This window comes from Acinetobacter sp. YH12095 (assembly GCF_013419245.1).
Taxonomy (GTDB): domain Bacteria; phylum Pseudomonadota; class Gammaproteobacteria; order Pseudomonadales; family Moraxellaceae; genus Acinetobacter; species Acinetobacter towneri.
Genome location: NZ_VPAL01000015.1, coordinates 35,631 through 59,154, shown reverse-complemented (window position 1 = coordinate 59,154; position 23,524 = coordinate 35,631). Strand labels below are relative to the sequence as shown.

The window sequence follows — 23,524 nt, the reverse complement described above, 5'->3', positions numbered from 1 at the left end:
TTTTTCTATTTTGACTGCATCAACTACAAGACAAACATACCAACGTCCACGACTATCTTCTACGAATGTGCCTGTTTTGATATTGTATTGACTTAATCCGTAACTATCCCATAGTTTAAATTGATGCCTGCCATATTGAACATAGCCATCAGCATATTTGATTGCAACCTTTTTAAACGGTATCCAACCCAGCGAACGTCTAGCTGATTTTTTATTACTGACACGCCATTTTAGTTTTGCTTTTTTGAACTGCTTGCGTCTTGTGACCAATTCTTCTGTCACTGCCTGAATAGTTTGACTGTGCAAGTTGCATTCTTTCGATGCGCCTTTCGTGTATTTTGCAAGGTCGTATGCTGAAAAGAATTGTTGTTTACGTTGCAGATGCTTAAAACACAAATCATTGACATAATTCCAGACAAAATTTACTTCGGATGCTAACTGATTTAGCACCTTGCAATGTTTGTCTTTTATGCGTAATTTGAGTGTCTTCATCCAATTATTTTAACAGTATTTTTCTTAATAGTGACTATATTACAAGTATTTAAAACGACATTTCGTGTCGTTCATATGGTTTACTCCAGTCGCTTATATCCTCGTGCTGAACCACGAGGTTTTACGCTCCAGTGGATAAAAATTATTTTGCTAGAAACAACTAAATAATTCCTAAAAGTTTTTAAATTAATAAAAATGATAAATTAGATTTATGCAAATTCGCGGTTATAATCAAATTAATGAAAAAATTACCCAGTCCAGTGGAGTAGATCTGATATGGCAGGCGAAAACCAACAAGCACAAAATCCAGCTGCAAAAACTTTGTACGACAAATTGTGGGATGATCACTTGGTCACTCAACGTGATGATGGCTCGGCTTTATTGTATATCGACCGTCATTTATTGCATGAAGTGACTTCTCCACAAGCCTTTGAAGGTTTGCAACTTGCAGGACGTAAGCCGTGGCGTTTAAGTGCCAACGTGGCAACGCCTGACCATAACGTACCAACGTCTAAGAAAGAACGTGCAGACGGTATTGCAGGTATTGAAGATGATACCTCACGTATTCAGGTACAAACTTTAGATGACAACTGTAAAACCTTTAACGTGGTGCAGTTTGACATCAACGACATCCGTCAGGGGATTGCGCACGTGGTTGGGCCTGAGCAGGGCTTAACTTTGCCAGGTATGACCGTAGTTTGTGGTGACTCACATACAGCGACTCACGGTGCATTTGGGTGTTTAGCGCATGGTATTGGGACGTCTGAAGTTGAACACGTATTAGCAACCCAATGCTTAGTTCAAAAGAAAATGAAAAACATGCTAGTGCGTGTAGATGGCAAATTAGGTCAAGGCGTTACACCGAAAGATGTCGTTTTAGCGATCATTGGTAAAATTGGTACTGCAGGCGGTACAGGTCACGCGATTGAGTTTGGTGGTCAAGTATTCCGTGATATGTCGATTGAAGGACGTATGACAGTATGTAATATGGCGATTGAAGCAGGCGCGCGCGTAGGTATGGTCGCTGTGGATGACAAAACCATTGAATACGTGAAAGGTCGTAACTATGCACCAAAAGGCGAGCAATGGGATGCAGCAGTTGCTTACTGGAATACTTTACACTCAGATGAAGGCGCGCACTTTGACACCGTAGTGGTATTACAAGGCGAAGAAATTGAGCCGCAAGTGTCTTGGGGAACTTCACCTGAAATGGTCATTCCAGTATCACAAGCCGTACCAACTTTAGAGCAGGCGAAAGATGATGTACAGCGCAATGACTGGACGCGTGCTTATCAATATATGGGCTTAACTGCAGGTCAGTCTTTGGCAGATATTCAATTAGACCGCGTATTTATTGGCTCATGCACCAACTCGCGTATTGAAGATATTCGTGCAGCCGCTGAAGTGATTAAAGGTCGTAAAGTTGCAGCAAGCATTAAACAGGCGATGGTGGTTCCGGGTTCTGGTTTAGTTAAGCAACAAGCGGAACAAGAAGGCTTAGACAAAGTGTTTGTAGAAGCAGGCTTTGAATGGCGTGAACCAGGTTGTTCAATGTGCTTGGCAATGAACGCAGACAAATTGCAACCGGGTGAACACTGTGCATCGACTTCAAACCGTAACTTTGAAGGTCGTCAAGGTAACGGTGGTCGTACCCATTTGGTGAGTCCAGCAATGGCAGCTGCGGCAGCAATCGCAGGTCATTTTGTAGACGTACGTTCATTCTAAGTTATGCCTTCATCCCAGCCTTCTCTCAGAGAGATGGCGTTCCCTCTCGCTATAGCAGAGGGCAAGGGAGAGGTTACGGATTCAGTGAGAATTAAACATGAAAAAATATACCGTTGAACAAGGTATCGTTGCACCATTAGACCGTGCCAATGTCGATACAGACTTAATCATTCCAAAACAGTTTTTGAAATCTATCAAACGTACAGGTTTTGGCGATAACTTATTTGATGAATTGCGTTATTTAGATGAAGGTTATCCGGGTCAGGACAACTCAAAACGTCCGATTAATACTGAGTTTGTATTGAATCAGCCGCGTTATCAGGGTGCTTCAATCTTAATTTCACGTGCCAACTTTGGTTGTGGTTCAAGCCGTGAGCACGCACCTTGGGCATTGAATGAATATGGTTTCCGTACCGTTATTGCACCAAGCTTTGCCGATATTTTCTTCAATAACTGCTTTAAAAACGGCATGTTGCCTGTGATCTTGTCTGAAGAGCAGGTCGAGCAATTATTTAAAGAGTGTGCGGCGACTGAAGGCTATCAATTAACCATCGACTTGGACGCACAAGAAGTACGTACACCAAGCGGTACGGCATTTAAATTTGAAGTAGATCCATTCCGTAAACACTGTTTATTGAATGGTTTGGATGATATTGGCTTAACATTACAAGCAGCCGATGACATTCGTGCTTATGAAGAGAAAACTAAGCAGTCGCGTCCATGGGTTTTTGCCGAAATTCAGGCATAAATTCGCTGAAATTTGTCATAGCATCGCTGCCTAACTCTTGCTAACATCGGCACATAATAATTTTTATATTTTGTATCTAACAGGTGAGGTTGGGCGCGAACAATGACTAAAATTTTCGGTCGGCTTGCTGTCATTGGATTATGTATCACCATGCTAAGCGCATGCCAAACGTGGAATACAGCACGCATTAAACAGGTGAAAGAAACTGAACAAAGCAAATCCAATGCACTGATTTACTGTGCGGGTACAGATGATTGTGAGTTTGAGCGTTTAAATACGGTCACAATTGTCGATGCAGAAAAACATCGTGTTACACGTGCTGCCATTCAGGAGGGTTTAGTGCGTTTACAGGAATCATCCTTAAATAAATCCAATGCCTTGTATTTATCTGTACCGCCTAAACAACATGAATTGGTGATTCGCTTTTATCCCATTTCTAAAGATCGTGCAGAAAAACTGCATGTAATTCATAAGTTTAATGCCAAGCAAAAATATACCTTTAGAATGTATCGTGATCGAAGTCGTACTAAAGGCAGCTTATTAAATGTGTCTGCGCCAGATCCTTTATGTGTAGATTTGGTGCAAAACAACAAAACCATTCGACGTTTTTGCAAACCCTACAATGTCTTAAATGGCTTGGGTGAGTTTGTAGAACAAAAAATTTAATCCCACAGTCTTTGACTGTCATGAACAATGGAAACTCTCATGTCAAAACATATTTTGATTTTAGCTGGTGACGGCATTGGTCCAGAAATTGTGAAAGCTGCTGAACAAGTGCTGACACGTGTCAATGAAAAATTCAATTTGGGTTTGACTTGGGAACAAGGTTTATTGGGTGGTTCTGCAATTGATGCACATGGCGAACCGTACCCAGCAGTGACATCTGAGCAAGCGAAAAAAGCCGATGCAATTTTATTGGGTGCAGTTGGTGGTCCAAAATGGGACAACATTGAGCGTTCAATCCGTCCAGAGCGTGGCTTATTAAAATTGCGTTCAGAACTCAATTTATTTGCTAACTTACGTCCTGCAATTTTGTATCCACAATTGGCAGATGCTTCAAGCTTAAAACCTGAAATCGTATCAGGCTTAGATATCTTAATCGTGCGTGAATTGACAGGTGGTATCTATTTCGGTCAGCCACGTGGTATCCGTGAATTAGAAAATGGTGAAAAACAAGGTTTTAATACCGACGTATATGCTGAGTCAGAAATCAAACGCATTGCAAAAGTAGCGTTTGAAATGGCGAAATTGCGTGGCGGTAAAGTATGTTCGGTAGATAAAGCCAACGTACTGGAAGTGACTGAATTGTGGAAGCAAACCGTGACTCAGTTACATGCAGAACAGTACCCAGAAATCAACTTGTCGCACATGTATGTCGATAACGCAGCGATGCAATTGGTACGCGCGCCAAAACAATTTGACGTATTGGTGACAGGTAACTTGTTTGGTGACATCTTGTCTGATGAAGCGGCGATGTTGACAGGTTCTATTGGTATGTTGCCATCTGCATCTTTAGACGAAAATGGCAAAGGTATGTATGAGCCTTGCCATGGTTCAGCGCCAGATATCGCAGGTCAAAACTTGGCAAACCCATTGGCAACCATTCTTTCTGTGGCAATGATGTTACGTTACACCTTCCGCGAAGAAGCGGCAGCAAAAGCCATTGAAGATGCAGTAGGCAATGTATTAGATCAAGGTTTACGTACTGCCGATATTATGTCTGAAGGCATGAATAAAGTTGGTACTGTTGAAATGGGTCAAGCAGTCGTTACGGCACTCAACTAAAAATTTAAGCGATTTAACCTATCGCTTACAGCTCAAAATCAAATCATTAAACGCAGTCTTCGGGCTGCGTTTTTTTATTGGTTTTGTACTTTCAGAGTGTTTTAGCTAGGAGACTTAACAGCGTTGTCCCGAAACATACACTGCGGTAGCAATACCCTGCTGTAGGCGAAAATACAAATCACAAGTCAGTGCAACATCGTAACTTTCATGACTCGGGATACCGATATTTAACGGAACAGCACCAATACCTGTAGTGGGATGCAGCGCCATAGGGATCGGAACACGTACAGGACGAATAATGATACGGTAATGTAGCAATTGAGGGGTAGCTTGAGCTGTACCAAGCTGTTGATAGCCAATTTGGCTTAATTGCAAATGGGTCAGGATATATTGGCTAGATTGACCAATAAATTGCTGTAAATACGCATCGCGGTTTAAAGTGGAATGCGGTGGATTACTACTACACGCCACTAAACTGAGCGCAAAAAGACCTGTTATACAAGCAACGCAGGATCGAAATAACATGCTTTTTCTCCCTTGCTCAAAACTTTATTGTAGAAGGCAATGCAAGAAAAGAATGTGGTGATTCGATAAGCGGCGGGGACGAATTAAAGGCTAAACAGAATTTTTTTAAGTGAACGTAAAAAAGCCACTCCGAAAGTGGCTTTAGCTTACTCTAAAACTTAGCGTGCGCGATAAGTGATGCGACCCTTGGTTAAGTCGTAAGGTGTCATTTCAACTTTCACACTGTCGCCTGTTAAAATACGAATATAGTGTTTACGCATTTTACCAGAAATGTGAGCAATCACTTCATGACCGTTTTCTAAACGTACACGAAACATAGTATTAGGAAGCGTTTCGGTGACAACGCCTTCGAACTCGATGAGTTCCTCTTTATTGGCCATAGCCTACCTGAGTATCAAATTGGAAAGGCGCAAATTATAGGCAATTTTTCTGAAAAAAACAAGATGCTTTACCCTATACACAGCGCATCTGTTAGTAAAATAAGCGAATCATCGGTTTATACTTTTTCTGTAAAAATGGGCTTGGGTAGGTTGTCAGTTCGGTCAATCGCAGTTAATCTAATTTCAATCTTTTTAAGTATAAATGAAGTACATACAAGGAAGGTTTTTGCGTGGGTCAGCTAACTGATGCATCGGTTGTATTGCGTTTAGGCTACCAAGCGATTCGTCGTGCGGGGTTGCCAACCGAAGATATTTTAACAAAAGCAGGTGTGGCCTTAAATCAGGTCGAAGCCAATGAACGTACGCCTTTAAATGCACAATATGCGTTTTGGGTTGCGGCTGAGGAAGTCAGTAAAGACCCTGATATTGGTTTACATCTGGGGGAACATTTGCCACTTTATCGCGGGCAGGTGATTGAACATTTGTTTATTTCTTCAGAAAACTTTGGTGAAGGCCTAAAACGTGCTTTGGCTTATCAACGCCTGATTAGTGATGCTTTTGATGCCAAATTGGTGGTGGAAGATGGACGCTGCTATTTAACCAATGGCGTGCAGCCGTGGTCAGAAAATATCGTCAATCGTCATTTTTCTGAATGCGCCATGTCGGGTGTTTTACGCTTCTTTAAATTCATTACCGAAGGTCGTTTTCAGCCTATTTATATTGACTTTAACTTTAGTGATGGTGCTGCAGATGATGAATATTTCCGTGTCTTTGAATGTCCTGTGAGTTTGGGGCAGAAAGAAACGCGTTTGTATTTTGATCCGAGTATTTTGGATTATCCACTGTGGCAGGCAGAACCTGAGTTATTGCAATTACACGAACAGTTGGCATTAGAAAAGCTGCAGGAGCTGGCGCGTTATGACTTGGTTGGTGAAGTACGCCGTGCCATTGGTTCAACTTTAGAAAGCGGTGAAACGACATTGGAAACAGTAGCGGCGCAATTGAATATCACGCCACGCCGTTTGCGTACCCAATTGAGCGAAGCCAATACCAGTTTTCAGCAAATTCTGTCCGATTATCGCTGTCGTCTGGCTAAACGATTATTATCGAATACCAATGAAAGCGTGGAGCGGATTGTGTACTTAACGGGTTTTTCAGAGCCAAGTACTTTTTATCGTGCTTTTAAACGCTGGACCAATGAAACTCCAGTGGAATATAGAAAACGTAAACAGCGTTAAGTTTGAAAATTTAAAACCTTTCCTAAACAGAATCCTCCCTAAATCCCCCTTTTTCAAAGGGGGGGACTTTCGTTTTTAACGCCTCGAAATGGAGCTCCTCTCTTTGGAAAAGGGAGGTCGGGAGGGATTAAATTATTCCGGCATGTTTAACCAATGTGGCCCTAAAGGAACTTTCGGTAAATCATACTGTTCAGGATAATGTGCCTGAATAAAATACAAGCCATCTGGCGGGGCAGTAATTCCTGCTGCTTTACGGTCTTGAGCTGCAAAAATTTGGTCAATATGTGCAATGTCATACAAACCTTGCCCGATCTCCAATAGACAACCCATGATATTGCGAACCATGTGATGCAAAAAACCATCGGCTTGAATATCTAACACTAAATAATTGCCGTGACGAATTAAGCGGCAATGGCTGACATGACGGACAGGCTGATTGGACTGACACGCTGCGGCACGAAAGCTTTCAAAATTATGTGTCCCTTCAAATTTCTGCGCAGCCGCAATCATTTTATCGACATCTAAGGGATAATAAGCGTGAGTGACTTGTTTGTGCAGCAAGGCAGGGCGTTGTGGATTGTTATACACGACATAGCGATAACGCCGTGCCTGAGCCTTAAAACGAGCATGGAAGTCCATATTCATCGTTTTAATCCATTGAATTGCAATGTCTTTGGGTAGTTGGCTGTTGGCACCCATCAACCAACCGCGTTCAGGGCGAATGGCATGCGTATCAAAATGTGCCACCATATTGGTTGCATGCACGCCTGCATCGGTACGTCCTGCACCATGTAAAATAATGGGTTCATCGGCAATTTTGCTCAGAACTTTTTCAATGGTTTCCTGCACACTAGGTACGCCTGCTTGCTGGGTCTGCCAACCCCGATACCGAATGCCACAAAACTCAATTCCGATTGCAAAACGCTGCATAATCACCTCAAATCACACTGAAGACTGCCAATGCGCATACCACTGTGCAAGGCTGTCGTATTGTAAATACATTTTTAAGGCTTTGGCATAAAGATCTGCGTGACTTTGGCAATCACTGATTAAAATTTTGCTGTCCTGTAACCACTGGCTGATCGCATAGCGTTGTTGCATGCCACCAAAAGTGACTTGTGTGGTGAGAATGACGGCACATTGTTGAGCTTGCAAGGCCTGAATTAACGCAATCACTTCGGCATTGACTGCCATATTGCCTGTGCCATAACTCTGTAAAATCAGGCAGTGTGGGGGATGTTGCTGTAAGGCTTTTAAATTATCGACCAAAGCAGAAATGGCAATTGGCTGCAACATCCAATTCAGGCAGTTAAAGTGCTGGGCTTTTTCAATATGTTGAGAGCTAATGTTGAATGCTGGCTCATTCTGCGATTTGCTCTCCGTGCAAACCAAAGCGGACTGACCTATAAATGCATTTAACTCGGTGGTGTGTTGTTTCAGTGCCGTTGCGGCATGAATCAGTTGATGATGGAAGGCGAGATATACGCCCTGAGTCACTTGATGAATCTGTTGTAAAGCAAAATTCAGGTTGTCCAAGGCATCACTAAATTCACGGGTATCTGTGCCTTGGGCATTGAGTAAGGGATATTGGCTACCCGTGAGAATGACATGGGTACTTTGCGCTAAAAAACGTGCCAAGACTGCACAGGCGTAGCTGAGGGTGTCGGTCCCATGTAAAATGACGAAATGTTGAAAATTATCTTGTTGTAATTTTTGAATATATTGAATGAGCTGTAACCAGTCTGCTGCTGTGCAGGCACTACTGTCTTTAATGACAGGGGCAACAAAACATTCAATCTCTAAATTTAGGGGCAAGACCTGTGCCAAGCGTGGCAGGAATTGCTCGGCAGGCATTGGGCTTAGTGGTTCACCGACACAGCCAAAAGTGCCGCCCATATAGATTAACGCAATTTTTTTCATCATAAAAAAAGCAGTCAAGAATGACTGCTTTATCTTAATCTGATTTGAATTAAGAAGCGATTTGATTCAGTAACTGATCGGCACGTTGGCGTTGTTCAGCAGAATAATTTGCGCCTTGTTCGCTAAGTAAAGCTTTCGCAGCATCATAAGCGCCTAACTCTACATATTGGCTCGCTAAGTCTAAGTTCAACTGAATTTCATCCACTTGAGATAAGTCTGGGAATGATTTCACCAATGGATCATTCAGATCAACATCTGTGCTGACAACGGTTGCAGCAGGTTCAAGTGCAATACTTGGTGCAGCAATGATTTCTGGTTCAGTTGTAGGTTGAAGATTGGTTTCCGCAGCAGGCGTATTGTCAAATGTGAAATTAAAATCAGGTGTTGCAGGTTCAGTTTTTGCTTCAACAGTCGCAGGGGTTTCTGTTGTTGAAAAGTCAAAGTCTAAACTTGGGGCTTCAGTTGTAGCAGGTGCATTTGCTGGTGTTTCAGATGCTACTATTTCAGTTTTATTCGGTTCTAAATCAAAAGAAAACTCAAGCGGTTGGGCTGCTTCTGTAGCACTTGTACTTGGCTCAGGAGTAATTGCGGGTGTTTCAGTTTTCTCTGTTGCTGGTGCAGTATCTACAGAAAAATTAAAGTCTAAAGCAGCAGGTTCTGCTTTTACTTCAGGCTCAGCTGCTTTTTCTACAGGTGCAGCAGCAGGGCTGAAATTTAACGATGAGGTATCAAATTCTAAAGCTGCTTCAGGTGCTGCTGTTTTATTTGAAGTTAGTTCGTGCTGTAACTGGTCAAAAGAAGAGCTATCAGAAGAGATATCATCTTTTGATTGTATGAGGGCATCAAAATCAGCAGTTGATTTTTGTTCAACAGGAGCCGATTCTAAATCCGCTGGAGTCGTTGGTTGAAAATCAATCCCATCAATTGCTTTGTTGTTTTGCTCATCAAATACTTGTTTTTGAGCTTCTGCTTGAACCAAAATATCATCAAGGCCCAAAGCGCGTATATGATTGAGTAATTGATCAATCGCAAACTCATCTTTTTGCTGTAAATGAATATCAAGCAATAACAAATACAAACCATGCAATGAGTTATCACGTTTTAATGCTTGGTTAATTTGCGCTTCTGCAGCAAAGAAATTACGCTCTTTGATCAGGTTTTCAATGTTAGTTTGGATTTTTACAGGGACAGGGGTAGAGTGTTGTGGAGTTGGAACAACCTCTTCAACCACCACCGATTTCTGGGCAACTTTTTTGGTAGTTGTGGTTTTCTTGCCACTGGTTTTGGCTGGCGCTGCTGTTTTCTTGTTGCTTGGTTCGGCTTCTTTACTTGCTTCACGCTTTTTCAAGAAAATTGCGATCACCAGTAATAAAATAAACGGAATCACATAAATCAGCATGTTTATACCCCTTGAGGATGTGGTCCCTGTTTGACCTTATCCCAAAAAAATCATTGTGTGTAACATTTAGTGTTTTGGCTTATTTGCGGCTTGTTGTTTTTGCAATTGTTGTTGCAGTTCAGCAAGGCGCGCGTTGAGTAATTGAATTCTGTGATCCTTCTGACGTAATGCCAATTCTAATTCTGTTACGTTTCTCTGTAATTTAACGGTTTTCTCACGGGATGTCATAACTTTTAATGACAAGTCACCCGAAGTTTGTGTGGATTGTGTGTTCTTCTTGGCAGAACCGTGGGTGGAGTCCTGTTGATTCTCTGCCACGAGGCTCATTTCTGCTTGATTTAAACGATATTTGGCTTTGCCTGATTGTGGTGTACTGGCCGTTTCTGGTTTTGGAATTGCGGCTTTTTTCTCTGTTTTAGAGTTAGCTTGTGCATGTAAATTTAAGGTCGCACCACGACGCAAACGATTGGCATCGCCTTGAATAAAAGCATGCTCATTATTGGCTTTAATTTGCTGCATCACTTCAGCAACAGGGCGGTTATTTTCACCCGCAATGCGTGAGGCAATTGCCCATAATGATTCATTCGATTGCACCACGTGTTGGGTATTGACTGCAGGCATGGCTGTGGCAGGGCTTGGTTTAGCCTGTGCAGCCGCTGTTTGTGCAGGCTTTTTCACGGCAGCAGCAGGCTGAGTTTGTGCCAGTTGCTTCGTGCGTTGCTGTTCAGCAAATTTTTGTACCAATGGATCAGCCGATTGTTGTGCAGTGACTGAAGTGGTGGCTGTAGATGCTGTCGGTGTTGGGTTGTTATTTGTTTTTGCTGGCGCTGCTTTTGGAGCAGCAACAGTCGTATTTTCACTCGCTGCGCTACGGCTTGGCGCAGTTTGAATCACTGTTACTGCTTGATGGTTTAACGCAGGCGGTGTATTGCGTTTAATGGTTAGCGGTGCTTCAAAAGCCTGTTGTTCAATTGCTTTGGGTGTTTTAACCTGATAGGCCGTACTTACAGGTAAATTTAAAGCAATATCTTGCTCATTGACAATCATAACAGGCATTAAAGCTTGTTCATTGCTACGTTGCATAGCGGCCAATGGCGCAGGTGCACTGCGTTTTAATGGGGTGCGAATATGTTGCAGGCGGGTTGCATTGCCTTCTTTAATTTTGACCACAATATTCAACTCAGACTCGGTTAGAGGTCGAGATGAGGTAATGGTGATAACCCCTGTACCATTGCTGTTACGACGTGTAAAAAAGTTAAGATGACCAGGCGGACGGTGGCTCGCACCAATCGACATCAGATCTTCGGCCGTAGCTAAACTAACATCAATCGCTTCATTCACATTCGATTGACGAAAGTTGATTTCGGCATAGAGCAATTCCCCAGTTGTTGACTGAATTTGAATCGGGTCAACATTCATTGCATACATTTGCTGTGAAGCCAAAATAGATAAAATGGCGATCTTTAATTTGTTATATACAGTCATCTTAATTGTTAGCTCGGTCATTTATCGCAAGGCGAAAAGGATAGAGTAGCGAGTTGTAGGTCGATTGTAAAATATTAACACGTTGATTACATAAAAAAGCCAGTCAAATTTGACTGGCTTGTTGAGATTGATCACAGAATCAAAAATGATTCAGTGCTCAAGACGAAGCTTAAGCATTTTTGTAATCAATTAAGATGCGTAACATACGACGTAATGGCTCTGCTGCGCCCCAAAGTAATTGGTCACCTACAGTGAATGCACCAAGGTATTCTTTACCCATGTTCATTTTGCGTAAACGACCAACAGGTACTGTTAAAGTCCCTGTAACTGCAACTGGGGTAAGATCGGTCATTGATGCTTCGCGTGTATTTGGTACCACTTTTGCCCATTGGCTTGATTGACGAATCATATCTTCAATTTCGTTCAGTGGAACGTCTTTTTTCAGCTTCAATGTGATTGCCTGAGAGTGACAACGCATTGCGCCAATACGCACACAGTGACCATCAATTGGAACAATCTGCTGATTGCCTAAAATCTTGTTGGTTTCAACCTGACCTTTCCATTCTTCTTTTGACTGACCGCTTTCAAGCTGTTTGTCGATATATGGAATGAGAGAACCCGCTAAAGGCACACCAAAGTTTGCCGATGGGAAACCTTCGCCACGTTGTAATTCGGCAATTTTAGAGTCGATGTCTAAAATTGGTGAACGTGGGTCATCCAACAAGTCTTTGGTGTTGTTATACAAGTAGCCCATGCCTGTGATCAGCTCACGCATGTTTTGCGCACCTGCACCAGAAGCTGCTTGATAGGTCATTGAAGTTGCCCATTCCACCAAATTGTTTTGGAATAATGAACCCAAGCCCATCAACATGAGTGAAACAGTACAGTTACCGCCCACAAATGTTTTGGTGCCATTCACCAAGCCATCTTTAATGACATTCATGTTGACTGGATCAAGTACGATAATCGCTTCATCATCCATACGTAGGGTAGATGCAGCATCAATCCAGTAACCATTCCATCCTTCAGCTTTAAGCTTCGGGAAAACGGCAGAAGTGTAATCACCACCTTGACAGGTAATAATGACATCCATTTGCTTCAGACTTTCAATATCTGTTGCATCCATAAGTGCTGGGGCAGTCTTACCACCAAACGCTGGTGCTTCACCGCCAGCATTACTGGTAGAGAAATAGAATGGCTCAAAATGAGCAAAATCATTTTCTTCAACCATACGTTGCATAAGGACGGAACCCACCATCCCGCGCCAACCGACCAGACCTACTTTCATGTCACTTTGCCTCGGTGCGTTAAAAAACAATAAAGGAATATAAGTCTATCAAAAGGGGACGCAACTGCAAGCATTACATGAACAAAACATGAGTATTATTGAGTGAAATCTCTTGTTTGTGTTACATACAAAATTGATAACTTTGGTTTTCATGTAAAAACGACAAAAAATACAAAAGAGTAAAGCAAGATGATTTGGGTAGAAGGGCTTGCAATATTAGTCATTTGGTTAAGTTTTTGGTCACTGATTCCGCGTGATGAATGGTGGATTCGGGGCGCAGATTTTCCACGTTTACAGATCTTGGTTTTGGGCATCATTGCCTTTGTTTTGCTCCTAATTTGGGAGCAGACGTGGGATGTGTCTAGCCAAGTGATTTTAATTGGGTTGATTGCGGCTTTGGCTTATCAGCTCAAAATGGTCTTGCCCTACACCTTGCTGTGGAAAAAACAGGTCAAACAAGTTCGTCCAGAACAGCTAAATCCTGAAAAACAGATTTCATTAATCGTGTCCAATGTCCTGACACCAAATCAAAAATATCATCTTTTAATTGAACATATTCAAGCCTTAAAACCAGATTTGGTGTTGACCCTAGAATCTGATTTGGCTTGGCAGAAAGCCTTGTCTGTGATTGAAGCCGATTATCCTTATCGGGTCGCTGCACCTTTAGATAATTTATATGGCATGCATTTGTATAGCCGTTTGCCATTAAAAGACAGTGAGATCAAATTTATTCTCAGCGATGAAATTCCATCCATTCATACCAGTGTGATTTTGCCTTCGGGGCAGCCTGTACAGTTGTATTGTTTGCATCCTAAACCACCAAGTCCTACCGAAGCCAAAGATTCAGTTTTAAGAGATGCCGAATTGTTGATTGTAGGCGATCAAATCAAAGATTTAGATGAAAGCTGTATCGTAATGGGTGATTTAAACGATGTGGCATGGTCGCGGACTACGCGCTTGTTTCAAAGAATCAGTGGCTTGCTCGACCCGCGCGTAGGGCGGCACTATATCAATACCTTTCATGCCGATTATCCTTTACTGCGTTGGTCATTAGACCATGTATTTCATAGTACAGATTTTGCATTGGTAGATATGCAGCGTTTAGCACATATTGGTTCAGATCATTTTCCTGTGTATGTGGTATTGCAAACTGGGCGGGTGTTTGATCGAATTCAGGAAGAACTGCCGCAAACCGATGCCGATGAGCAGGAAGCACAACAGGCGATTCAGGATGGGATTGAAAAAGCAGAGCAAGAAGAAAAACTGGTGACCGATGAAATTGCACAACCGTATAAAGCACAGGATAAATCGGTTTAGAAATTAAACGAAAAGTGTACGAAATGGCTTACACGGATTTAGGCACATGACGCATGGTTTATTCTGACTGATCTGGTTAAGATTAATTCATCAGCACAAGGACTCGGGAACGGAATATCCCATTAAGGAAGACGACGCTGAGGGATAAACATCAAGGATATGATGTAGGTAAGGAACGCCACACAACAAAATAACAATAAGTTTTGAAAGCACAACCTCATGAGCCCGAGTTTTACAGGATGTAGAACTCGGGCGATGATTTTTTAGGGCTTATTTTTTCATTCTCATTGTTTTTAAACAAATTAAATTTCAATCAGCTCGATTCAGTTTTAAGGCTTTAGGTGTGTTTTGACTGCAAAACTTGCTGATATAAATCTAAGGTTTGATGACACATATCTGCCAAGCTGAACAATTCAACAGGGGTGACACTTTGCGGTATTTCCAGATGCAATTGCACTGCATTGAATAAAGCCACTTGGTCATCTGCTGCGATGAGCCCTTGCGGATACAGTTGTGACAAAATTTCAGCCACACCACCACGGTTCCAGCCAATCACAGGTGTTCCTACAGATAAAGCCTCAAGTGCAGTGCGTCCAAAGGTTTCCGCCTGATTGGAAAGTGAAAGTACAATATCGCTAAACGCAAGCCACTCGCGAATGTCAGAACGGTGTCCAACAAAGGTTATCGCTTCGGTCAGATGTTTATCCCGAATATTGCGTTCCAGTTCCTGTAAATAAGCTGCTTTTTTAACATCTGCACCGCCTACAACAACAGCATGAATCTGTGGATACTGGGTTTTTAATTTCGCAATTAGATCAATCAATGTTTCATGACCTTTTAAGCGGGTGATACGTCCCGGCAAACAAATTAAAAACTTATGTTCAAGTTCTGGGAAATCTTGATAGGTTTGTTGCATCCATTGTGCCGAAGGTTGATACCCGTGCGGAAATGCAGCAGGGTCAATTCCACGATAAATACGGACAATATCTTCAGGTGGACAGTTTTGATAATGATCACGAATGTATTTGACTACACTGTCAGAAACTGCGATCACTTTTTCCGCTTGGGTCATAATTTGGCTGTAACGGTTAACTGAATAAAAACCATGTACAGTTGAAATTAAGTGTGGACGTTTTTCGGCTGGAATACCTTTTAGGGAAAAATGAGTTAGCCATGCAGGTACGCGGGAACGTACATGCACAATATCAGGTTGATGTTGCATAATCAGTTGGCGTAAAGGACGGATTTGCCACAAGCTTGATAATGATTTTTTGTGGATGGCTAACTTTAAATGAGTGGAACCTTCAGCTTCGAGTTGGTTAACCATCCGTCCGCCATTCGACACCACCAATGACGTATGTCCTTGAGCGACCAAGGCTCGGGCGATTTCGAGCGTACCGCGTTCTACACCGCCACTGTTTAATTCGGGTAATAACTGCATGACTTTCATGAATCTTTCCTTCTGCCGTACAGATTAGTAAATACTGTCATAACCTTCGGGGCGGCTCTTAAACCGACGATGAAACCACATATATTGGGTAGGAGCGATCCGTAATTGCTGCTCAATAATGAAATTGGTGCGCGTTGCATCTGCAACTTCATCTGCGCTTGGGAAATCCAGCAGTTCAGGTTCAATCAAGACTTTATATTGAGGGTTGGAAAGCTCACCTGTACGGTAAAAATATAACGGAATTGCTGCGGCTTTGGTCATTTTAAGTAAACGACGATGCGCTGTAACTGTCGCAGCAGGCACGCCAAAAAATGGCGCCATAACACCTTGTTTTAAACCAAAGTCCTGATCTGGGCTATACCAAATGGCACGACCATTTTTTAAGTGACGGATTAAACCACGCATGTCATCGTGGTCAATTTGATGACCGTAAATGGTGGCGCGACAACGGTAAATCAGCATGTCCAGTAATGGATTGTTTTGTGGACGATAGACCACATCGGGGTCAAAATATTGCGCACAGACATAGCCGCCTGCATCTAGCAGAGTAGAATGTGTACCTAACAATAAAACCCCGCGACCATCTGCTTGGGCTTGCTGAATATGTTCTAAACCTTCAACCTGAGTACGTCCTTTAAACCACTGTGGACAGTACCACGCATTTAAGGTTTCAAATACGCCCAGCATTTGATCAACAAAGACTTGGCGAGCATTTTCTTGTACTTCAGCCTCGCTCCATTCAGGAAAACACACTTCCAAATTCCGTAACGTAGTTACGCGACGTGACTTCATGCTGTTAAAGGCAAGATTGCCTAAAAGCTGCGCCAAACGATACTGAATCGCCCACGGCAAAATGGCTAAAATCATCAGGAAGACAATGCCAATCCAGATGCCCCAATATTTTGGCAACAGGAAAGACCATTGAAATTCGCCTGGTTGATATTCAGTGTGTTGACTCATAATGACCGTGTAAAGTGTTGTATCGTTGCAGTTTAGCACGAACCGATTTTAAAATTTAAAAGCATCCGTCCAATGGGAAAGATGCTTAAAACGGTTTTGCGAAGTCTTTCAGGACAAGCGTAGACGAAGTGTCAATAGACCCTAGTTACCATTCGCCAAGTTTTCCAGTTCGTCCCAACGCTCCAGTTTTTCCAGCAGTTCTTCATCAATTTCAGCCAAACGCTGTGAGGCTTTGGTGGCTGCATTGGCATCTGTTACAAACCAAGAACCATCCGCCAGTTTTTCAGCCAATTCGGTTTGTTCCTGTTCCAGTGCTTCAATTTCACCTGGCAACTGCTCTAAAGCACGTTGATCTTTGTAGCTCAATTTTACTTTTTTAGCCGTTGGTGCTGCTGCAGCCGCTTCGGCTTTGGCAACGGCTTTTTTAACATCACTTTTTTGATCAACCACAGTTTGGTCTGGGCGTTGCTGCAAATAGTCCTGATAGCCGCCAATATATTCATCAATATTGCCTTTGCCATCAAATACCCAAGTTGAAGTCACCACGTTGTCCATAAAGGCACGGTCGTGTGAAATCAGCAATAAGGTGCCTTTATAGTCGCTGAGCATTTCCTCAAGCAATTCTAAAGTGACCATATCCAAGTCGTTGGTCGGCTCATCCATCACTATCAGGTTAGATGGTTTGAGTAATAATTTTGCCAGTAAAATACGGTTGCGTTCACCGCCAGACAAGGCTTTAACAGGCGTGCGCGCACGTTCTGGTGAGAATAAAAAGTCTTGTAAATAACTATAGATATGACGACGTTGTCCGTTCACATCAACAAAATCTGAACCTTCAGACACGTTATCTTTGACCGACTTTTCCAAATCCAAGACGTTACGCAATTGGTCAAAATAGGCAATTTCCAGTTGTGTTCCTGTTTTGACAGAGCCGCCATGCTCAATTTCACCTAAAATGGCTTTAATCAGAGTGGTTTTACCGACACCGTTATCACCAACTAAACCAATACGGTCGCCACGTAATACCAATGTTGAAAAGTCTTTGATAATTGGAGCTTGATTGCCAAAGGCCACTTGTAAATGTTCAATATCAAAGACCAGTTTACCTGAGCGATTGGCTTCCTGCGCTGCCATATTGACTTTGCCTTGTTGGAAGCGACGTGCTTTGGATTCTTCACGTAAAGCTTTTAAAGCACGCACACGTCCTTCGTTGCGGGTACGACGTGCTTTAATGCCCTGACGAATCCATGCTTCTTCTTCGGCCAGTTTTTTATCAAACAGCGCATTTTGTTTTTCTTCAGCTTCAAGTTGCTGTGCTTTTAAATCTAAATAACGTGAATAGTTGCCTTCGTAGCTGCGTAATACACCACGATCTAACTCAACAATGCGGGTGGCGATACTATCGACAAAAGCACGGTCATGCGAAATAAACAGCAGGGTTAAATTATTTTGATCGAGTAGGAATTTTTCTAACCATTCAATACTTTCCACATCTAAGTGGTTGGTTGGTTCATCTAGCAACAATACGTCAGGTTGGGTGAGTAGGGCACGTGCCAACAACACACGACGTTTACGTCCACCCGATAAATCGGCCAAGTCGGCATTTGGATCAAGTCCCATTTTACTTAAAATGGCATTGACCTTATTTTCTAGCGCCCAGCCATCAAGCTGATCTAGCTTGTGTTGCAAGTTCCCCATACGGTCACAGGCATCCATATCGCCCAATACACAGGCATCACTGGCTTCGTGATAGGCTTTTAATACTGCAGCAGCTTCGCCTGCACCATCAGCAACAATATCGGCGACTTTGCCTGAATCCATGGGCACATCTTGCGCCAACATGGCAATGGTGATGCCATTTTGAATAGACACTTCACCTGCATCGGGCAGTAAACTTCCTTCAATCAGTTTAAGTAGAGTAGACTTACCTTCTCCATTACGGCCAATCAAACACACTCGTTCGCCACGTTCTAGGTTAAAATTCGCGCCGTCGAGCAAGGCAGGTCCACCAAATGCGAGTTGGACATCCCTTAAAGTAATATAGGCCATAGTGTTTCCTAAAAAATCTCAAATGAGGATTTGAAATGACTAAACAAAGTATAGATGATCAGGCGTCATTTTCCGCACCCATTGAAGATTTGCAAGTGCGAATTGCATTTTTGGACGATTTAGTTGAGCAATTGAATGAACAAGTGGTTCATCAAAGTCTGGAAATTGCTGATTTAAAGAAACAAATGCAGTTGTTATATCAGCGGGTAGAGTCGGCAGATTTGTCGGATGGGATTGCACCATTTGACCCGATGACCAATCGCCCACCACACTATTAATCAATCGTACTTAATCAACGGTATTGGTTTCCGTGCTGATTTTAATTTGACCTTTGCTGTACTTCCCGCTGTAATGCTCGGCTGCTGTGCCTGAATCTTTTAAACCCTATTGTGTCCGCTAAAGTTTATGTCCTTTAAAGTTGTGTTACTTGACCTTGAAAACAACCAGCCTACCGCGACTTTGTTGCGAGAAATTATTGAGCATCATCCGAGTGTGTATCTGTTTAATTGTGCAGGAAAATTTGAATATAACTTGCAGGATTTAACTGAGTTGGCTGGCTGGATCAGTACGGGTCAACTTATGATTTTAGACAGCCCGCGCGCAGAGTTTAAAGAGTTTGAATATGCAGTGGTAGTTGGGCAACTGATGGCACTGCTAGAGCCAGAAACACAAGTTGAAGTGATTTCTGCGGCTGACAGTATTCAGATTTTAATGGAAATGTTGCAAGCATCTGAAATTGCCTGTCACCTGATTCATATTCAGCCTGAAATGCAGTCTGGGAAAAGCAAAAATCGTTTACCAAGCCCAATGGCAATTCGCAACAAACCTGAATTGCTGTTGGTAAAAAAGTATTGTGATGCGTTGGCAAAAATGTCAGGCAAGCCAACCAACGTAGAGGCTTTAAAAAACTCGATTGCCAATATTTTGCAACTTGAGGCAGACAAAGTGCAGCATGTGGTTGGCATGTTGATGAACCTGAAAATTGTAAAGCGAGTGGATGAGCAAATTAGCTTTCGTAAAAAAGTACTGAAGCAGTGGGTACAACTTGACCTAGATGTCGTGGAAGAATCTACGCAAGAGGCGACAGTCACTTCTACAATCGTGGCGCAAACTGAAGCCGTAGAGCCACATCCTCAGCACAGTTTATTTAAAAACTTTAGCCAAATTGACCCTGTGCAATGGGAAGTTGCCAAAAAGTTACGTGAGCTAAAAGGTGAAAAACCAAAAGATATTTATGAATTGCGTGATTTGCTGGAACGGTTATTTCCAAAATCTGATATTCGTTTATTGCTCAAAGAACTGATTGAAAAAGGCTATATTTATTGGAATGGACATGAAGTGCTATATAGTCATGAGATGTTTTTAAGCTAAGTTTTAGAATTTTTCGATTAATGGCATGAGTCGATTTAAAACCCATCTGCAAGATAGTTTTTTATCGATACGACTGATTTAAGTCATCATTTATCAACCATTTAAAGTTTTGAAAATGATGCCTTTTCACGTAAGACGATTTTAAGCTGTTTGTAGGCAGATAGACTAAAACACTTGAAATAAATAAATCACAGCTTATTTTAATCTTGCGTTTTATATTGTGCTTATGCAACTCTAATATAAGAATAGAAAGGTTGTACTATGGAAAATACTGGAATTTGGGTTGCCGTTGCCATCATTATATTTGTGATGGGCTCTATTTTTGGTCTGCGTGTCAGCCCAAGAGAAAAAGCTTTAGGATTGATGCGTGAAAAAGCCCGAAAAATGGGACTACACCCTCGTTTGGTGGTTGCGCCTGACTGGACAAAAATCCCGAAAGCCACGGAATCACGTGCCAGTATGGTGGCGTATTACAGTGTACTCATTGCCGATGCACGTTTACCGTTAATGCGTGCTTTAGTGACAGACCAAAAGCTAGAACTGTTGCATGGCGATGAGAAATTCCAAGGCTTACCCATTGCATTAAAGGGCATTTATGCTATTGATATGCAGGCAAACTGTGTAGGAATCTATTGGGATGAAGAAGCCGATCTTCGCGCAACTCAATTAGATGAGATGAAAGCCTTTTTACATAGCTTGGCTGAACGTTAATTTTTAAACCATTAAATAGGAAATACGGTTACTTATGGCGAACGCTCCTCGGTCCACATCCAAAAGCACTGCAGCCAAATCTGAAGCTGGTCACAAACGTGCCTTAGTGATTGTGGAGTCGCCTGCAAAAGCGAAAACAATCAATAAATATCTTGGTTCGGACTACATTGTGAAGTCTTCGGTCGGTCACGTGCGTGATTTGCCAACCAGTGGTGGCGCAAAAACCACAGAAAAGAAAACCACCACCCGAACCAAACTGACCGAGGCTCAGAAAGCTGAAAAAGCTCAACAAGCATTAGTCAACCGTATGGGGGTTGATCCTGAACATGACTGGAAAGCACACTATGAAGTGCTGCCAGGCAAAGAAAATGTAGTCGCTGAATTAAAAAAACTGGCATCGCAGGTCGATGAAGTCTATCTCGCAACGGACTTGGACCGTGAAGGGGAAGCGATTGCGTGGCACTTAAAAGAAGTCATTGGTGGAGATGACTCACGTTATCAACGTGTCGTGTTTAACGAAATTACCAAAAATGCGATTCAAGAAGCCTTTAAGCATCCTGCGCGTTTAGATACTAACAAAGTCAATGCCCAACAGGCACGTCGTTTCTTAGATCGCGTGGTGGGTTTTATGATTTCGCCACTGCTCTGGAAAAAAATTGCCCGTGGTTTATCGGCAGGACGAGTGCAGTCAGTTGCGGTGAAGCTGGTTGTGGAGCGCGAGCGTGAAATTCGCGCCTTTGTACCCGAAGAATATTGGCAAGTCTTTGCAGATACTAAATCTGAAAAAGATGACATTCGTCTAGAAGCGGTTAAGCAAGCGGGTAAAACCCTCAAGTTACGCAACAAAGCTGAAACCGATGCTTTACTGAACTTGATTAAAGATGCGCAATACACCGTATCTGCACGTGAAGATAAGCCGACCAAAGTCAACCCAAGTGCGCCGTATATCACGTCAACGCTGCAACAGGCTGCGAGTACCCGTCTTGGTTTTTCAGTCAAGAAAACCATGATGCTAGCACAGCGTTTGTATGAGGCAGGTTTTATCACCTATATGCGTACAGACTCGACCTTCCTGAGTGATGACGCGGTCAATATGGTGCGTACGCATATTGAAGCGGAGTTTGGTCAAAAATATCTGCCTGCTAAACCAAATCGTTATGGCAATAAAGCAGGCGCACAAGAAGCGCACGAAGCGATTCGTCCATCTAATGTTGCGCTTAAAGGCGACAGTTTGGTGGGTGTAGAGCGCGATGCACAGCGTTTATATGATCTGATTTGGCGTCAGTTCGTCGCTTGCCAAATGACACCAGCCGAATATTTATCATCGACCATTTTGGTTGATGCCAATGGTGTCGAGTTAAAAGCCAAAGGTCGTACGCTGGTTTTTGATGGCTTTACCAAAGTGCGTGGGCAAAACAAATCGGATGATGATGTGTTACTGCCTGCAGTTAAAGTCGGTGAAATTCTTAAATTAGAGAAGCTTGATCCATCACAACACTTTACCAAACCGCCTGCGCGTTTTACCGAAGCCTCTTTGGTGAAAGAGCTTGAGAAAAAAGGTATTGGACGTCCATCGACCTATGCTGCGATTATTTCAACTATTCAAGACCGTGGTTATGTCAAACTGGAAAACCGTCGTCTGTTTGCCGAAAAAATGGGTGAGATTGTTACAGATCGTCTGGATGAAAGTTTTAATAACCTGATGAACTACGATTTTACAGCAGACTTGGAAGGTCAGCTGGATAAAGTTGCAGATGGAGAACGTAACTGGAAAGACTTACTCAACAGTTTTTATGGTGACTTCAAGCAGCGTTTGACCAATGCACAGGGCGAACAAGGCATGCGCCGTAATCTACCTGTAGAGGTTGATGCCGTGCATTGTAAAGAATGTTCACGTCCAATGCAGATTCGTACAGGTACAACAGGGGTATTCTTGGGATGTTCAGGCTATAACTTGCCACCGAAAGAACGTTGCAAGGGAACTCTGAACCTAACTCCTGTCGAGTCGCTTGCTGTATTGTCGGATGATGATACCGCTGAAACTGCAGATTTGATGTCTAAAAAACGCTGTCCAATTTGCGAAACTGCCATGGACAGCTATGTGATTGATGGTGGTCGTAAACTGCACATTTGTGGGAATAACCCAGACTGTGCAGGTTTTGAGCTAGAAGAAGGCGAGTTCAAAATTAAAGGCTATGATGGCCCAACCATTCCGTGTGACAAGTGCGATGGCGAAATGCAGTTGAAAACAGGTCGTTTTGGCCCTTATTTTGCCTGCACCAGCTGTGAAAACACGCGAAAAGTACTCAAGAATGGTCAGCCTGCGCCACCGCGTGTTGATCCAATTAAAATGGAACATTTACGTTCAACCAAACACGATGATTTCTTTGTGTTGCGTGATGGTGCAGCAGGCTTGTTCTTGGCAGCCAGTAAGTTCCCGAAAGTACGTGAAACCCGTGCACCGAAAGTCGCGGAATTACGCACAGTTGCAGAACAGCTTGATCCAAAATATCAATTTATTTTGCAAGCACCTGATGCAGACCCAGAGGGTAATCCAACATTAGTGAAATTCAGCCGTAAGAATCAAGCGCAATATATTGGTTCGGAAACGCCTGAAGGCAAACAAACCAAATGGTCATTGGTTTACCAAGATGGTAAATGGGTTGAGGCTTAACACGATC

20 protein-coding genes and 1 pseudogene are annotated in these 23,524 nt (G+C 42.7%); 10 read left to right on the top strand and 11 right to left on the bottom strand.

All coding sequences use genetic code 11. The features are described 5' to 3' along the window. A pseudogene (locus FTU35_RS10435) lies at positions 1-492 on the bottom strand (RNA-guided endonuclease TnpB family protein); the annotation flags it as partial. 276 nt (positions 493-768) lie between these two features. Between FTU35_RS10435 and leuC the strand changes: the two are divergent. The 4 genes from leuC to leuB all read left to right on the top strand — a co-directional run bounded on the left by leuC (position 769) and on the right by leuB (position 4,750). Further along, entirely contained in the window at positions 769-2,217 is a 1,449-nt protein-coding gene (gene leuC / locus FTU35_RS10430) for a 3-isopropylmalate dehydratase large subunit (protein WP_004976092.1), read from the top strand. Between the two features lie 97 nt (positions 2,218-2,314). Next, the gene (gene leuD, locus FTU35_RS10425; RefSeq protein WP_004976094.1) at positions 2,315-2,965 is read left to right on the top strand and encodes a 3-isopropylmalate dehydratase small subunit; all 651 of its coding nucleotides are present in this window, start codon (positions 2,315-2,317) and stop codon (positions 2,963-2,965) included. A 102-nt stretch (positions 2,966-3,067) separates the two neighbouring features. Beyond that, on the top strand, positions 3,068-3,631 hold the full coding sequence (locus FTU35_RS10420) for a hypothetical protein (RefSeq protein WP_154321072.1): 564 nt from the start codon (positions 3,068-3,070) through the stop codon (positions 3,629-3,631). A 39-nt stretch (positions 3,632-3,670) separates the two neighbouring features. Beyond that, on the top strand, positions 3,671-4,750 hold the full coding sequence (gene leuB, locus FTU35_RS10415; protein WP_004976098.1) for a 3-isopropylmalate dehydrogenase: 1,080 nt from the start codon (positions 3,671-3,673) through the stop codon (positions 4,748-4,750). 114 nt (positions 4,751-4,864) lie between these two features. On the opposite strand, the gene FTU35_RS10410 is transcribed toward leuB, so the two are convergent. Then, on the bottom strand, positions 4,865-5,275 hold the full coding sequence (locus tag FTU35_RS10410; RefSeq protein ID WP_154321071.1) for a hypothetical protein: 411 nt from the start codon (positions 5,273-5,275) through the stop codon (positions 4,865-4,867). A gap of 158 nt (positions 5,276-5,433) precedes the next feature. Beyond that, on the bottom strand, positions 5,434-5,655 hold the full coding sequence (infA, locus tag FTU35_RS10405; RefSeq protein WP_001284370.1) for a translation initiation factor IF-1: 222 nt from the start codon (positions 5,653-5,655) through the stop codon (positions 5,434-5,436). A gap of 230 nt (positions 5,656-5,885) precedes the next feature. Here infA and FTU35_RS10400 point away from each other — a divergent pair, with 230 nt between their 5' ends. Continuing rightward, complete coding sequence (locus FTU35_RS10400) at positions 5,886-6,893, top strand: AraC family transcriptional regulator (RefSeq protein WP_004976104.1); 1,008 nt, start codon at positions 5,886-5,888, stop codon at positions 6,891-6,893. A gap of 132 nt (positions 6,894-7,025) precedes the next feature. On the opposite strand, the gene truA is transcribed toward FTU35_RS10400, so the two are convergent. The 5 genes from truA to asd form a co-directional block, all read right to left on the bottom strand. After that, positions 7,026-7,823, bottom strand: coding sequence for a tRNA pseudouridine(38-40) synthase TruA (truA, locus tag FTU35_RS10395; RefSeq protein ID WP_180064718.1), 798 nt, complete (start codon positions 7,821-7,823; stop codon positions 7,026-7,028). 12 nt (positions 7,824-7,835) lie between these two features. Next, on the bottom strand, positions 7,836-8,816 hold the full coding sequence (locus tag FTU35_RS10390) for an asparaginase (protein WP_154321069.1): 981 nt from the start codon (positions 8,814-8,816) through the stop codon (positions 7,836-7,838). 46 nt (positions 8,817-8,862) lie between these two features. Next, positions 8,863-10,212, bottom strand: coding sequence for a fimbrial protein FimV (locus FTU35_RS10385; protein WP_131261052.1), 1,350 nt, complete (start codon positions 10,210-10,212; stop codon positions 8,863-8,865). A 66-nt stretch (positions 10,213-10,278) separates the two neighbouring features. Further along, positions 10,279-11,697: a FimV family protein gene (locus tag FTU35_RS10380; protein ID WP_228274478.1), complete on the bottom strand. Its 1,419-nt coding sequence runs from the start codon at positions 11,695-11,697 to the stop codon at positions 10,279-10,281. 169 nt (positions 11,698-11,866) lie between these two features. Beyond that, positions 11,867-12,985, bottom strand: coding sequence for an aspartate-semialdehyde dehydrogenase (asd, locus tag FTU35_RS10375; RefSeq protein ID WP_004976115.1), 1,119 nt, complete (start codon positions 12,983-12,985; stop codon positions 11,867-11,869). A 189-nt stretch (positions 12,986-13,174) separates the two neighbouring features. Between asd and FTU35_RS10370 the strand changes: the two genes are divergently transcribed. Then, positions 13,175-14,302 (top strand): endonuclease/exonuclease/phosphatase family protein, encoded by a 1,128-nt coding sequence (locus FTU35_RS10370; RefSeq protein WP_104853024.1) that lies wholly within the window; start codon positions 13,175-13,177, stop codon positions 14,300-14,302. A 337-nt stretch (positions 14,303-14,639) separates the two neighbouring features. Here FTU35_RS10370 and FTU35_RS10365 read toward each other — a convergent pair whose 3' ends face one another. The 3 genes from FTU35_RS10365 to FTU35_RS10355 all read right to left on the bottom strand — a co-directional run bounded on the left by FTU35_RS10365 (position 14,640) and on the right by FTU35_RS10355 (position 18,761). Further along, positions 14,640-15,752 carry a glycosyltransferase family 4 protein gene (locus FTU35_RS10365; protein WP_004976117.1) on the bottom strand — a complete coding sequence of 371 codons (1,113 nt, stop codon included), beginning with the start codon at positions 15,750-15,752 and terminating at the stop codon, positions 14,640-14,642. Positions 15,753-15,776: 24 nt separating this feature from the next. Continuing rightward, positions 15,777-16,712: a lauroyl acyltransferase gene (locus FTU35_RS10360; protein ID WP_154321067.1), complete on the bottom strand. Its 936-nt coding sequence runs from the start codon at positions 16,710-16,712 to the stop codon at positions 15,777-15,779. Positions 16,713-16,853: 141 nt separating this feature from the next. After that, positions 16,854-18,761 carry an ATP-binding cassette domain-containing protein gene (locus tag FTU35_RS10355; RefSeq protein WP_004976119.1) on the bottom strand — a complete coding sequence of 636 codons (1,908 nt, stop codon included), beginning with the start codon at positions 18,759-18,761 and terminating at the stop codon, positions 16,854-16,856. A gap of 35 nt (positions 18,762-18,796) precedes the next feature. Here FTU35_RS10355 and FTU35_RS10350 point away from each other — a divergent pair, with 35 nt between their 5' ends. The 4 genes from FTU35_RS10350 to topA all read left to right on the top strand — a co-directional run bounded on the left by FTU35_RS10350 (position 18,797) and on the right by topA (position 23,517). Next, on the top strand, positions 18,797-19,039 hold the full coding sequence (locus FTU35_RS10350; RefSeq protein WP_004976120.1) for a SlyX family protein: 243 nt from the start codon (positions 18,797-18,799) through the stop codon (positions 19,037-19,039). Positions 19,040-19,166: 127 nt separating this feature from the next. Next, positions 19,167-20,132: a hypothetical protein gene (locus FTU35_RS10345; protein ID WP_180009188.1), complete on the top strand. Its 966-nt coding sequence runs from the start codon at positions 19,167-19,169 to the stop codon at positions 20,130-20,132. A 261-nt stretch (positions 20,133-20,393) separates the two neighbouring features. After that, the gene (locus FTU35_RS10340) at positions 20,394-20,843 is read left to right on the top strand and encodes an ammonium transporter (protein ID WP_004976129.1); all 450 of its coding nucleotides are present in this window, start codon (positions 20,394-20,396) and stop codon (positions 20,841-20,843) included. A 34-nt stretch (positions 20,844-20,877) separates the two neighbouring features. Next, positions 20,878-23,517 (top strand): type I DNA topoisomerase, encoded by a 2,640-nt coding sequence (gene topA / locus FTU35_RS10335; protein ID WP_180064717.1) that lies wholly within the window; start codon positions 20,878-20,880, stop codon positions 23,515-23,517. Positions 23,518-23,524 lie beyond the last annotated feature (7 nt).